8 protein-coding genes are annotated in these 14,485 nt (G+C 52.9%); 4 read left to right on the forward strand and 4 right to left on the reverse strand.

Annotated elements, in window-relative coordinates; all coding sequences use genetic code 11:
• The first annotated feature begins 53 nt into the window (after positions 1-53).
• A complete protein-coding gene (locus ACM67E_RS03605; RefSeq protein WP_416192249.1) occupies positions 54-2,234 on the forward strand; it encodes a family 20 glycosylhydrolase in 2,181 nt (726 codons plus the stop codon).
• 56 nt (positions 2,235-2,290) lie between these two features.
• Entirely contained in the window at positions 2,291-2,629 is a 339-nt protein-coding gene (locus ACM67E_RS03610) for a P-II family nitrogen regulator (protein WP_416192250.1), read from the forward strand.
• A 70-nt stretch (positions 2,630-2,699) separates the two neighbouring features.
• Here the strand turns inward: ACM67E_RS03610 and ACM67E_RS03615 are convergent, their stop codons facing one another.
• Positions 2,700-4,013 (reverse strand): sulfate adenylyltransferase subunit 1, encoded by a 1,314-nt coding sequence (locus ACM67E_RS03615; RefSeq protein WP_416192251.1) that lies wholly within the window; start codon positions 4,011-4,013, stop codon positions 2,700-2,702.
• A gap of 201 nt (positions 4,014-4,214) precedes the next feature.
• Entirely contained in the window at positions 4,215-5,474 is a 1,260-nt protein-coding gene (locus ACM67E_RS03620) for a glutamate-5-semialdehyde dehydrogenase (RefSeq protein ID WP_416192252.1), read from the reverse strand.
• Between the two features lie 245 nt (positions 5,475-5,719).
• On the opposite strand from ACM67E_RS03620, the gene ACM67E_RS03625 reads away from it, so the two are divergent.
• Positions 5,720-6,982, forward strand: coding sequence for a DUF2254 domain-containing protein (locus ACM67E_RS03625; protein ID WP_416192253.1), 1,263 nt, complete (start codon positions 5,720-5,722; stop codon positions 6,980-6,982).
• A gap of 430 nt (positions 6,983-7,412) precedes the next feature.
• Here the strand turns inward: ACM67E_RS03625 and waaF are convergent, their stop codons facing one another.
• Positions 7,413-8,435 (reverse strand): lipopolysaccharide heptosyltransferase II, encoded by a 1,023-nt coding sequence (waaF, locus tag ACM67E_RS03630; RefSeq protein ID WP_416192254.1) that lies wholly within the window; start codon positions 8,433-8,435, stop codon positions 7,413-7,415.
• Positions 8,436-8,604: 169 nt separating this feature from the next.
• Here waaF and ACM67E_RS03635 point away from each other — a divergent pair, with 169 nt between their 5' ends.
• The gene (locus ACM67E_RS03635; RefSeq protein ID WP_416192255.1) at positions 8,605-10,095 is read left to right on the forward strand and encodes an RNA-directed DNA polymerase; all 1,491 of its coding nucleotides are present in this window, start codon (positions 8,605-8,607) and stop codon (positions 10,093-10,095) included.
• A 300-nt stretch (positions 10,096-10,395) separates the two neighbouring features.
• Here the strand turns inward: ACM67E_RS03635 and ACM67E_RS03640 are convergent, their stop codons facing one another.
• Positions 10,396-14,223, reverse strand: coding sequence for a DUF3683 domain-containing protein (locus ACM67E_RS03640; protein ID WP_416192256.1), 3,828 nt, complete (start codon positions 14,221-14,223; stop codon positions 10,396-10,398).
• Between the last annotated feature and the right edge of the window lie 262 nt (positions 14,224-14,485).

Consider the following 14,485-nt stretch of genomic DNA (forward strand, 5'->3'; position numbering starts at 1 on the left):
CCTGTTTGGATTTCCGAACCGATTTCCGCCCTTTTTATCAAGGCCGTTTAACGATGAAACCCGTGAGACTGAACACATCCGAACCATTTGCGAAAGAAGCATCAAAAAAACAAGGGCAGAAAAACCTTCGCGAAACCGTTGTTTCCGACAAGGAAGCTGCTTTGCTTTTGTTGCAGGAAAAGAATGAAGAAAACATTGTTTCAGACGGCCTGGTGCAAGAGGATAATCCGTCTGTGGTTTTTTCGGATGAAATTCCGTTGCCGCAATGGATTGATGACGCAACGCTGGCCGAACCGGCGCAATACCCGCAAACCGCTCAAAACAGTCATGCCGGAGTTTATGCCCCGGCAGGCAGTCTGAAAGATGCCGTACCCGAAGATGAGTATGTGAAGGCGGAAGAAATCGCACGAGATACCCCAAAACTGCCTTACATTTTGGCCGGTTCGGGTCTGCTTTTGGCAGGATTGGCCTTGGCTGCGGGCAAAGGATCGGGCGGCGGATCGAAAAAGCAACCGGCTGCGCCGGTGCCGGAAACCGAGTCTGAGGGCATGGCAGGGGCGGGTTCTCCGGCAGAGAATACGGAAAACATAAAAACGCAGCCGGCGGTTCCGATCGAAAGCAAACCTGTGCAAGCCGGACGGGTTGTGCCGGAAAAAACGGTTGAAAAGCCTGTGAGGCCGTCTGAAGAAAAAACGACATCCGGTTTGCCGTTATCCGGGACTGCTTCGGCGGGTAAGCAGCCCGAACGTGTGCAGGAAGCACCGGATACCCGACCCAAACCAAGTGAAGCTGCACCTTCGCCGACGAATGAGAACAAAGACAATGCGTCGGATGCGGTTTTGCCTGCGCCGCCTGTTTCCGACAACCCGCGCCCTGAAGTGAAAAACACAGAGCCTGCCAAGCAAAGCGGCCTGACTTTGGATATTGCCCGACATTTCTATTCGGCAGCGGTGATTAAAAAATACATCGACGTCATCAGCGCAGAAGGCGGTACTTTTCTGCACCTGCATTTGTCGGACGATGAAAACTACGCATTCGAAAGCAGGGTGCTCAACCAATTGTCGGAAAACGGCATCCGCAATCCGGACGGCAGCTACACGAATCCTGCTACAGGCAAACGCTTTTTGAGCTTTGCGCAAATCGCGGACATTGCCGCTTATGCCAAAGCCAAGGGTGTGGAACTGGTTCCCGAAGTCGACAGCCCCAGTCATATGCAGGGGATTTTCGATTTGCTCGAAATCCACCGCGGTTCCGATTACTTGCGGCAGATTAAATCCGATGTGGTCGATGACGAAATCGACATTAACGATCCGGAAGCAGTGGGTTTGGTGCAAAGCCTTTATACCGAGGTTATCGGGCTGATAAACGGCGGCAGCCGGCATTTCCATATCGGCGGCGACGAATTCGGATACAGCGTTCAGAGCAACCCCGAGTTTATTGCCTACGCCAACAAAATGGCCGCGTTCCTTAAAGAAAGAGGCTTGACGCCGCGCATGTGGAATGACGGCCTGCTTAAAAACGGTCTCACAGCCTTGGACAAGGACATCGAAATTACCTACTGGAGCTACGACGGCAATCCCGGGGATGCGGCGACGGCGGCACAGCGCAGAGCCGAGCGCGCCACTATGGAAGACCTGCTGGACAACGGTTTCGATGTCTTGAACTACAACTGGTACTACCTTTATTTCGTTCCCGACGACGGCGTAACCAATGCGCAAAGCGGCGCACATATGGCCAGCGACATCCAATCGAAATGGGAGCTGGGCTTATGGGACGGAACCAGCAGCAATAAAATCGAAGATACCGACAACATCATCGGCGCATCCCTGACCATTTGGGGCGAAGATGCGGATAATATGAGCGACCAACAGATTTTTGAATACAGTGCACCGGGATTAACCGCTTTAATCAGCAAAATGAATGCCTTATCGGCAGATACCGGCGCACTTTCCGAATACGCTCTCGAAATCACTGCCGATACCGCCTTCAACGAAACCGTCGAATTAGGCAGCCAAAGTGCCAATCTGGTCGAAGTCAGCATGACCGATGACATCCTTCAAAACGGCAACAGCTTCGTTTGGCTCAACGGCTCGAGTGACGACAGGGTCGCCCTGGATTCGGCTTGGGCGGCAGACGGTGCCAGTGCCTTGAAAGACAATGTGAGTTATACTCTCTACAAAAGCGGCCAAAACCATTTATACATCGATACCGACATCCCCGTGATGCAGGTGTAAACCGCGTCGGCGGCGGCCGAAACCGGTTCCAACCTTGATTTGACGAGAGATTGAACATGAAAAAAATCGAAGCCATCATCAAACCCTTCAAACTCGACGACGTGCGCGAAGCCCTGACCGAAATCGGCATCACCGGCATGACCGTCACCGAAGTCAAAGGTTTCGGCCGGCAGAAAGGCCATACCGAAATCTACCGCGGCGCGGAATACGCCGTCGATTTTCTGCCCAAAGTCAAAATCGAGCTGGTGTTGGCCGACAACGACGTCGAACGCGCCATCGAAGCCATCATCGAAAACGCCCGTTCCGGCAAAATCGGCGACGGCAAGATTTTCGTGTATCCCGTGGAAGAAGCCATCCGTATCCGTACCGGCGAGCGCAGCGAAGCGGCGGTGTGAGCCGTAGCCGGTTGGAAATGAAAGGCCGTCTGAAAAATATTTTTCAGACGGCCTTGTTTATAAACAAATTCTAAATCTCAAACGTATCCGCTTCATCGTTCCCGCGTATCATCCCTGCGGCGACGGTGTGGTTGGTGGCTTCGTCAATTAGGATAAACGCGCCGGTGGCCGGGTTGTCGGCGTAGGTGGTGGCGTTGAGCGGCTGCTGGGTTTTCAGGCTGACGTGGCCGATGTCGTTGAGTTTCAGTTCGGCGGCGGATTGCACTTGGCTTAGGGTGTTTACGTCCCAAACGTAGGCGATTTCGCTGATTTTTACGGCGGTGGTTTGGGTGGTGTGTTTGAGCAGGTATTTGCGGCGCGTGTTCAGCGGAATATCGTCGAACCAGCACAGCGCGGCTTGGAACTGTTGGTTCGGGACGATTGCGCTGTCGGCGGCGGCGATGGCGTTGCCGCGCGAAATGTCGAGGTCGGTGTCGAGCGTAACGGTCAGCACTTCGCCCGCTTGGGCGGATTCGGCTTTGCCGTGCGGGGTGTAAATTTCGGCGATTTTGGCGGTTTGGCCGTTGGGCAGCACTTTGATGCTGTCGCCGGTTTTCAGACGGCCTGCTTCCAGGCGGCCTTGGTAGCCGCGGAAGTCGTCGCTGCTGCTGCCGTCTTGACGTGCCACGCGCTGTACGGCGAAGTAGGCGGCTTGAGCAGCGGCATCACTGCGCGATACGGGCAGGCTTTCGAGCAGGGGCAGCAGCGGTAGGCCTTGATACCACGGGGTTTTGTCGCTGGCGTTGACGATGTTGTCGCCGTTGAGCGCGCTGATGGGCAGGAAATGCACTTGCGCGGTCAGGCCGATTTGCTGCGCCAGTTTTTGATAGGCTTCGGTGATGGCTTGATATTTTTCTTGGTCGAAACCGAGCAGGTCGAGTTTGTTGACGGCGACGATGATGGTCGGACAGCCGAGCAGCTTCAGAATCGCGCTGTGGCGTTTGGTCTGCGGCAAGAGTTTGGGCAGGCCGTCTGAAAAATCGACGCGGGTTGCGTCAATTAATACGATGGCGGCATCGGCGGTGGACGCGCCCGTCACCATGTTGCGGGTGTACTGCTCGTGGCCGGGGGTGTCGGCGATGATGAATTTGCGTTTCGGTGTGGCGAAATAGCGGTAGGCCACGTCGATGGTAATGCCCTGTTCGCGTTCGGCGGCCAAGCCGTCGGTCAAACCGGCGAAATCGGGTGTGTCGCCGTTGGCGGCGGAGGCTTCGAGCTTGGCGATTTGGTCGGTGAGCAGGGTTTTGCTGTCGTAGAGCAGACGGCCGATGAGGGTGGACTTGCCGTCGTCGACGCTGCCGGCGGTGATGAAACGGAGCAGGGGGGCGGTTGCGGTATCGGTCATTTGGGAATCCTTTGTTCTCAAGTTTACGATACTTTAACGAGGCCGTCTGAAAATGGGAAAGAATGGTTTGTTTGTAATAAAGATGATTTTGTTATATCAATGATGAGGCCGTCTGAAAATGATGGGGTTCGTACGGTTACGCCGCTTTGAGCGGCTAACCGTACCTATTTTTTCAGACGGCCTTAAATGGTTGGGTAACGATTAACCGCGAACCTGCCCGTTGCCCAATACTACCCATTTCTGCGAAGTCAGGCCGTGTAAACCGACGGGGCCGCGGACGTGGATTTTGTCGGTGGAAATGCCGATTTCTGCGCCGAGGCCGAATTCGAAACCGTCGGCGAAACGGGTGCTGGCGTTTACCATCACGCTTGCGCTGTCCACCGCACGCAGGAAGGTTTGCGCGTCGGTGTAGGATTCGGTGACGATGGAATCGGTATGGTGGCTGCCGTGGGTGTTGATGTGGGCGATGGCTTCGGCGAGGTTGTCGACGATTTTTACCGCCAAAACCGGTGCGAGGTATTCGGTGTCCCAATCTTCGTCGGTGGCCGTCTGAATATCGGGCAGAATCGCCAAAGTGCGGGGGCAGCCGCGCAGTTCGACTTGTTTTTCCGCGTATTTTTCGGCCAGCAGCGGCAGGATTTCGGCGGCACGCGCGGCGTGAACCAGCAGCGTTTCCATCGTGTTGCAGGTGCCGTAGCGCGAGGTTTTGGCGTTGAACGCGATATTGACGGCTTTTTCGGTGTCGGCGGCTTGGTCGATATAGACATGGCAGATGCCGTCGAGGTGTTTGATGACGGGCACGCGTGCTTCGGCGGCGATGCGGGCAACCAGCGATTTGCCGCCGCGCGGGATAATCACGTCAATCAAATCAGGGCTTTGCAGCATGGCGCCGACGCTTTCGCGGTCGGTGTTTTCAATCACGCTCACGGCGGCGGGCGGCAGGCCGTTTTCGGTCAGGGCTTGGCGGATGAGTTTGGCAATGGCCATATTGCCGTGGAACGCTTCGCTGCCGCCGCGCAACACGCAGGCATTACCCGATTTCAGGCACAGAGCCGCCGCGTCGACGGTTACGTTGGGGCGCGATTCGTAAATGATGCCGATGACGCCGAGCGGCACGCGCATTTTGCCGATTTGCAGACCGTTGGGGCGGATGCGGAATTCGTCCATTTCGCCGACGGGGTCGGGCAGCGCGGCCACTTGGCGCAGGCCTTCGCACATGGATTCGACGGTTTTTTCCGTCAGTTTCAGGCGGTCGAGCAGGGCGGATTCCAAGCCTTTGGCGGCGGCGTTTTCCATGTCCTGTGCGTTGGCGGCGAGCACGGCGGCTTCATGCTGCTTGAGCAGCTCGGCCATGCGCAGGAGCGCGGCGTTTTTTTGTGCGGAACTTGCCTGCGCCATCAGGTAAAACGCCTGTTTCGCGGCGGCGGCGGTGGTGCGGACGTATTCTTGGATATTCTGCATGATGGTGTGCCTTGATAATGTGGATAATGTTGATGAAGATGATAAGGCCGTCTGAAAATGAATACAAGTGGAAAAGGCCGTCTGAACGGCGCGGCAGACATTTCCGGTTTCGTTTAGACCCTTGCCGCGCAGCGGTTTCAGACGGCCTTGGCATACGGACGGACGGTTGGCGGAACCGATGATTGGGTTTGCCGTCGGGATTACTTTATAATCGGCTTTTACTCAATCTGATTGACTTAATATCTATGAACAATATTCTCTACCGCTGGCTGATTGTATTGAAAAAGCCCGGCAACCAATTGTGGCTGGTACCTGCTTATTGGGCGGTATGCGCCGTTGCGTTTGCCTTTGTATCGCGGCTGCTCGGCGACATGATCGGCGCCGACAGCCTGCCCAACATCGAACGCGACACCCTTGACGGCCTGTTGAGCATCGTGGCATCCAGTATGCTTTCGGTGAGCACGTTTTCGCTGTCGATTATGGTGTCGGCGTTTTCATCCGCGGCCAACGGAGCCACGCCGCGCGCCATGAATCTGGTCATGGCCGACGACACCACGCGCACCGCCATCGCCAGCTTTATCGCCGCGTTTATCTATGCCGTCATTTCCAAAACCGCGCTGGGCATGGAATATTACGGGCAAAACGGCCGCTTTATCCTGTTCATCGGCACGATTGTCGTGCTGGTGTATCTGATTGTGACCTTAATCCGCTGGGTGTTTACGCTGTCGCAGTTGGGCAGTTTGGGCAATACGCTGCAAAAAATCGCCGTGCGGACCGAAAGCGCGCTGGATGATTATTATGCCGCGCCCGATATGGGTGCGGCTTGGAAAGGCCGTCTGAAAGAGCCGGTGCGGCCGGTCTATGCCGGCGAACCGGGTTATCTGACCCATATCGACATGGCTTCGCTGCAAAAATTGGCGGAAGAACACGATACTTATGTATCGGTGGCCGTGCGCCCGGGCAAGCTGCTGATGCCCGATACCGTGATGGCCTGTCTGTCGGCGGGCAAAGGCGGTGACGAAGCGGCAGAAGCTTTTGCCGGATGTTTCGTCATCAATCAGGAACGCACCTACGAGCAAGACCCGCAATGGGGGCTGAACGTGTTGAGCGAAGCCGCCCAGCGCACCCTGTCGCCCGGCATCAATGATCCGGGTACGGCGATCGGCGTGATAGTCATGGTGTTGCGGCTGCTGACCAAGCCGCATCCCGAACGCCGGCCGGCGCAGTACGACCGTATCTCCATTATTGCCGCCGACGCGGATCAATGGGTGCCGCAAACCTTTTTGCCGATTGCACGCGACGGCGCGGGCGCAGCGGAAGTCGGCCTGACCATGCAGAAAGTGCTGGCCGGCATTGCCGCAAACAGCCAAGACCCGCACATCGCCGCATCAGCCAACGATACGGCGCAGGCAACCTTAAAACGTTTCCGGCAGGTATTGGATTTTGAGGACGACGGCGAACAATTGGCGCAGCGGCATCGGGAATTGTTCGGACGGAAACCCGAATAAGGCATTGAAAAGTCTGAGGATGTTGCCAAATACGAAAATATCCAAAAACCTCTAAGCCGTCATTGGCTGCGCAAGTCCGCCGTGCTTTCCCCGTGCAGCTAATGACGGCCATGATTTTCTTGGTTTAAATTGAGTTTTGCAAAAGTCTAAGCTCGGTGGTATGCCGTCGGACAATATGAAAGAGTTCGGAAATAACGATGCCGTCTGAAATTTTCAGACGGCATTTTTAATGAGAGTTTAAGTAACTTTTTGTTGTGTATGGGAAAATTTTTTCAAAACCCGAAAATATCCAAAAACCATGCCTGTCATCAGCAGATTTTCGCAGCTGATGGCAGACATGGATTTTCAGTTTGAACCGGGTTTGCAAAGGTTTCGGCATGAGAAAATACTTGGGGCGGATTCCGACAAAGATTTCAGACGGCCTCAATGGTTAAGATTCCCGTGCCGACAAATTGCGCAGCGCGTTTTCCACCCTTTGCGGCTCGATTTTGTTCAGGCAATCGGTATGCCCCAGCGGGCATTCGCGTTTGAAGCAGGGAGAACACTCGAGATTCAGCGTAACGATTTGGGCTTTGTCGCTCAACGGCGGCGTGTGGTCGGGGCTGGACGAGCCGTACACGGCAGCCAGTTTGCGGTCGAGCGCGGCGGCGAGGTGCATCAGGCCGCTGTCGTTGCAGACCACGCTTTCGGCACAGGCGAGCAAATCGATGGCTTCGGCAAGCGAGGTTTTGCCGCATAAATTGACGCACAGGCCGTCTGAAAGGCGGTTGATTTCTTCGGCAATCTCAAAATCTTTTTGCGAGCCGAACAGCCAAACCTGCCACCCTTTCGCCGAATAATCGCGCGCCAAACCGGCAAAATGGCGCGGCGGCCAGCGTTTGGCCGGACCGTATTCCGCACCCGGGCAGAAGGCGATAACCGGTTTGCCGGTGTTTAAACCATGCTTGGTTAAAGCGGCTTGTTGGCCGGCAGGTTCGATTCGAAACAAAGGTTGGTCGGAATGGCCGTTGAAACCGGCTTGGCTCGGGTGGGCGAGTGCGGTGTAGCGGTCGACCATCAGCGGCAGCGCGGCTTTGTCGAGCTTGCGGATGTCGTTGAGCAGCAGATAGCGCGATTCGCCCACATAACCGGTGCGCTGCTTAATGCCCGTGGCAAAGGCGATGACGGCGGACTTGAGCGAGCCGGGCAGGACAATCACTTGGTCGTAACCGCGCCTGCCCAGTTCGCGCCCGACCTGCCAGCGTTTTTTCAAATCCAGTGCGCCGTGGCCGAACGGGTTTTCCAGAATCTCGTTCACTTCCGGCATCCGCTCGAAAACCGCCATCGACCATTTCGGGGCGAACACGTCGATGGTGCAGCCCGGATGCAGCTCGTGCAGGCGGCGGTAGAGCGGCTGGGTCATCACGCAGTCGCCGATCCAGCTTGGGGAAATAATGAGGATTTTTTTGGACATGGGAGGAGGTGTAGTTATTTATTTGGAACTATTGTAATGCGGAATGACTGATGCCGTCTGAAAAATATTTTAGGTTTTCAGACAGCATGTTGGTTGCTATATTATAGAAGATTATTTATAGGCGGATTTTGGTAGTGAAGAACTGCTAGAGTTTTAAGGAGAACGGCAAATGAATAGAAAAAGTGTTTTAGATTTGACACATCATGAAGCAAGGAAATTTTTTCTGAAGCATGAGAGTTACTGCAGCCTTAATTTACCAAAATATTTTTCTTTTACTGATTTGCTGGAAAAAATTTCTTCTAAATATGCAGAAAAGGATTTTTCTAGTATCTCAGATGTGAGGAAAATGGTTGAATTAAATGATGTTAATTATCTGATATATGCCAATAAAGACGGTAAGTTGTCATGGAGACCATTTCAAATCATTCATCCATTAGCCTATGTTGCTTTAGTTTACAGAATCACATCAGAGGAAGATTGGGAAAAATTACAGAATAGATTTAGGGAGTTTCAATCAGATGAAAAAATCAAATGTCTGAGTATTCCTGTTCAATCGGAAAATAAAAAATCAGATAAAGCACAACAAATTTCAAACTGGTGGGAACAGGTTGAGCAACAATCTATTTTGTTATCTTTAGAATATGACTACATTTATGATACGGATATAGCAGATTGTTATGGCTCAATTTATACTCATTCTATTGCTTGGGCAGTAGAAAGCAAAGAAGTTGCAAAGTCTAAAAAAGGTAGAAATGATATAAAAATTTTAGGGAATTTTATAGATAAAAATATACAAAATACCCAATGTGGTCAGACTAATGGTATTCCACAAGGTTCAGTATTAATGGATTTTGTCGCAGAAATTTTACTGGGATATTTGGATAAAATTTTAAGTGACACACTGAAAAGATATAATATAACAGAGTACCAAATTTTACGTTATCGAGATGATTATAGAATTTTTGTAAAAAATCCAAATGATGGGGAGGAAGTTTTAAAGCTATTGTCTGAAATTATGATGCCTTTTGGGTTGAAGCTAAATGCCAGTAAGACTACAGGTAGTCAGGATGTGATTACTCAATCTATTAAAAAAGACAAATTAGCTTGGCTGACTATTCCTGGAAATGATGAAATCAGTCTACAAAAACAGCTTTTATTGATTAGGCAACACAGTATTAATTATCCTAATTCGGGAAGTTTGGATGTGGCATTAAATAGGTTTAATGAAAAAATAGAAAAACAAGGTGAAACTCATAGTACTGAACAACTTATTAGTATAGTAACAAATATTGCATACAATAATCCTCGAACGATACCTATATGCTGTGCTATTGTCAGTAAGCTGCTCTCACAAATAGATAATGCTGACAAGATGGCAAAGCTGGTTTATACAAGACTTAGCAAAATGCCCAATTCAGGATTTGCACAAATTTGGTTGCAAAGAATGTTGAAAGCAGATTTGGATGGTTATGAATTTAGTGAAAAAATGTGTAATTTAGGGAAACTGAAAACGAGCGGAAATTGTTTGTGGAATAATGATTGGATAAATAGTGGAGAAATCAAGAAAATTTTGAATGATACAGCCGTTTTTTATCAAGATATATTTGATGAGTTGGATAGAGTTATTTTGAATGAAGAGGTTGATATTTTTACTTATTAAAAAACAGTAAATTTAAAATTAAAGGCCGTCTGAAAATCTGTTTTTCAGATGGCCTTGCTTTCGCATATCAAGTGCAACACCCGTGATATGCCCGCTGAGGCTTATATTTGGCTGTTTTCAGCATGAAGACCAAGTTGCTGCTGCGGTTATCTTCTTGTCAAGAATGCCGACAGGCACAGCAAAGCGGCTTGTTCTTGACAAGACAACCGCAACAGCGCACAAACATTACTGCTGAAAACAAAATCCGGCGACGTTGCACTTGATATGCGAAGCTACGGGCCTTTGTGTTTCAGACGGCCTTTACAGCAATACTTTCTCCACGCCGCCGTTGTTGGCTTTTTCGACGAATTCGTCCAACCAGTTGTTGCCCAAAATGTGTTTGGCCATTTCGATGACGATGTAGTCGGCAGGCATGTCGTTGTCGTCGCGGTAGCGACTCAGGCCTTGCAGACAGGCTGGGCAGGAGGTGAGCATTTTCACCGGCTGGCCTTGCGGCAGCTCTTTGAGGTTTTTCTCGATTTCCTCCTGCTTGCGGAATTTGACCTGCGAGGCGATGTCGGGACGTTTGACGGCGAACATGCCCGATTCGCCGCAGCAGCGGTCGCTCAAGACGACTTTTTGTCCCATCAGTTCGCTCGCCATTTGGGTGGCGTTCATGGTTTTAATCGGGCTGTGGCACGGGTCGTGATAAAGATATTGCTGGCCTTCCACGCCGTCGAGTTTCACGCCTTTTTCCAACAGGTATTCGTGAATGTCGATGATGCGGCAGCCGGGGAAAATTTCCTCGAAGCGGTATTTTTCGAGCTGGTCGTAACACGTTCCGCAGCTGACGACGACGGTTTTGATGTCGAGGTAGTTCAGCGTGTTGGCCATGCGGTGGAAAGCGACGCGGTTGTCGGTGCTCATCTGCTCGGCTTTGGCTTTGTTGCCGCCTGCGTCTTGCGGATAGCCGCAGCACATATAGCCCGGCGGCAAAACGGTCTGCACGCCGACGTGCCACAGCATGGCTTGGGTGGCCAATCCGATTTGGCTGAACAGGCGTTCCGAACCGCAGCCCGGGAAGTAGAACACGGCTTCGCTGTCTTCGGCGGTTTGCGGATTGCGGATAATCGGAATGCTTTTGTCGTCTTCGATGCCTAAGAGCGAGCGCGGCGTTTTGGCAGGTACGCCTTTGGGCAACGGCCGGTTGATAAAGTGAATCACCTGTTCTTTAATGGAAGGCTTGTCGACCGTGGCGGCAGGGGCGGCTTTTTCTTTTTTCACAATCGGGAACATTTTGCCCAGTTTGTAGGCAAAGTTCTGCGCCGGAAAACCGGTTTGAATCATCGCGCCGCGCAGGGCTTTGATGGCTTTGGGGTTGGTGGCGTTCAGAAACGCCATGCCCATCGCCGCGGCAGGAACGATGGTGTCGTGGCCGGTTTCGTTCAGATAATTGCGGATGGCCACGGTCACGTCGCCGAAGTCGATGTTCACGGGACACGGTTTGACGCAACGGTGGCACACGGTACAGTGGTCGCCGATGTTGGTCAGTTCGTCGAAGTGTTTTAAGGAAACGCCGCGGCGGGTTTGCTCTTCGTATAAAAACGCTTCGGTCAGCAGGCCGACGCCGAGGATTTTGTTGCGCGGGCTGTAAAGCAGGTTGGCGCGCGGCACATGAGTCGAGCAGACGGGTTTGCATTTGCCGCAGCGCAGGCAGTCTTTTACGGATTCGGCAATCGTACCCAGCGACGATTTTTCCATAATCAGCGATTCTGCGCCCAGCAGCTCGAACGACGGCGTGTAGGCGTTGCGCAAATCCGAGTTTTTCATCAGCTTGTGGCGGTTGAAGCGGCCTTCGGGGTCGATTTTGGCTTTGTAATCCCAAAACGGCTGCATTTCTTCGTCGGTCAGAAATTCCATTTTGGTGATGCCGATGCCGTGCTCGCCCGAAATCACGCCGTTTAAGCTGCGCGCGATTTTCATGATGCGGTCAACCGAATGGTAGGCCGTCTGAAGCATTTCGGCATCGTCGGAATTGACGGGGATATTGGTGTGGACGTTGCCGTCGCCCGCGTGCATGTGCAGCGCGACGAACACGCGTCCGCGCACGATTTTGCCGTGGATTTTGGCCAAGTCTTCCAGAATTTTGATGTCGGTCTGGCCGCTGAAAATTTCGCCCAAAGGCTTCATTACGTCGGCTTTGACCGATACGCGCAAACGGAAATCGCGGAACGCGGTGAAGCAGCTTTCGTCGTCGCGCGCTTCCGGTTCGGCGAAAACGGCTTTGCCGTAACGGGCTTTGTATTCGCCCAAAGGTGCGTCGAGATTGGCCAAGAGCCATTCCCAGCGTTCTTTGACGGCGGTAACGTGGTTCAGCGCATGGGTGGCGCGGTCGCCCAGCAATTCTTTGCTCGGCAAATCCGTACCCATCGCGTCCACCGGCAGACGGCCTTGCAGGTAGTCGAGCAGGGCGGCGCACAAGGCCAGTTTGTTTTTAATCGACAATTCGATGTTGATGCGTTCGATGCCGTCTGAATACTCGCCCAAACGTTCGAGCGGAATCACCACGTCTTCATTGATTTTAAACGCGTTGGTGTGTTTGGCGATGGCGGCGGTACGGCTGCGGTCGAGCCAGAAGGTTTTGCGCGCTTCGGGCGTAACGGCGATAAAGCCCTCACCGTCGCGCTTGCGCGTCATCCCGACCATGTGTTCGGCCACTTGCTGCACGGCTTCTTCGTCATCGGAAACCACATCGGCCAGCAGCACCATTTTCGGACGGCCTTTGCCCGCCGCTTTGGTGGCATAACCGACCGCGCGGACATAACGCCAGTCCAAATGTTCCAAACCGGCCAGTTTCACTTTTTCATGACCGAGCAGGTAGTCGCGGATTTCCACGATGGAAGGCGTGGCGTTGGCGACCGTGCCGAAAAATTCCATGCACACCGTGCGCGTGTGTTTCGGCATTTTGTGCAGCACAAACGCCACGCTGGTAATGATGCCGTCTGTACCTTCTTTTTGGATACCCGGCAGGCCGCTCAAGAATTTATCGGTAACGTCTTTGCCCAAACCGACTTTGCGGAATTTGTGGCCGGGGATTTCCAAACGTTCGGTTTTCACGACCTTGAGGCCGTCTGAATCCAATGTGTGCACATCGAAAATCGCGGTTTCTTCATCGTGGATTTTGCCGAAGTTGTGGCGGACGCGCTCGATGCGCAGCCATTCGCCTTTCGGGTTGACCATCTGCCAGTAGGCCAGATTGTCGAGTGCGGTTCCCCACAAAACGGCTTTTTTACCGCCCGCGTTCATCGCCGCATTGCCGCCGACGGTCGAAGCGTCAGCCGAGGTCGGGTCAACGGCAAACACCAAACCGGCTTTGTGCGCGGTTTCTTCCACGCGGCGCGTTACCACGCCTGCGCCGCAATGGATGATCGGATGCGTGCCGTCCAAGCCGGGCAGGGGGACGAACTGCACACCGTTGTGCAAGTCGAGTTTTTCGGTATTGATGACCGCGCTGTTGGCGTCAAGCGGAATCGCGCCGCCGGTATAGCCCGTACCGCCGCCGCGCGGAATAATCACCAAATCCAGCTCAATCAGCGCGCGCACCAAAGGCGCGACTTCGGCTTCGTTGTCGGGATTGACAACTACAAACGGGTATTCCACACGCCAGTCGGTCGCGTCGGTGACGTGGGTGACGCGCGCCAAACCGTCGAACATGATGTTGTGCGGCTTGGTGATTTGGCTCAAACGCTCGAGAATCTGCTTGCGCTTCTGCTTGGTAACGTCGAAGCTGCCGTCGAAATTCTGTACCGCAATCATTGCGGACTGCACCAAGGCATCGACTTTTTGGTTGTCGTCGCGGCGTTTTTGGATTTCGGTCAGGCGGTGGCGCATTTCGCGCACCAAAGCCTCGCGGCGTTTCGGGTGTTCGAGCAGGTCGTCGACCAGATACGGATTGCGCACCACCACCCACATATCGCCCAATACTTCGAACAGCATACGCGCCGAACGTCCGGTACGGCGTTGGCTGCGCAAATCCTGCAGAATGTGCCAGGCTTCTTCGCCCAGAAGACGGATGATGATTTCTCGGTCGGTGTAGGAAGTATAGTTGTAGGGAATCTCGCGGATGCGTTGCACGGCAGTCGTGGTCATGGGTGTGGTCCGTATCTTTTTATTGTGACGGTTTTCGGTTTTTTCAGGCCGTCTGAAAATTTCAGACGGCTTTGGATAAGGGTGTTAATGTAGTTTAAATTCCATGATTTTTCAATGGAAAAAGACCGTTTATTTTATACTGGAATCGGCTTTTGCGGAATGTGTTTTGTTGACAATTCAGATGGTTTCGGGCGCGGTGTTTCAGATTGGTTTGTCTTTCAGACGGCCTTTGGGCGGAATAAACTTGAAATTTGCCCGGAAA

Origin of the sequence: Neisseria sp. CCUG12390, assembly GCF_047837985.1 — a bacterium.
GTDB lineage: Bacteria > Pseudomonadota > Gammaproteobacteria > Burkholderiales > Neisseriaceae > Neisseria.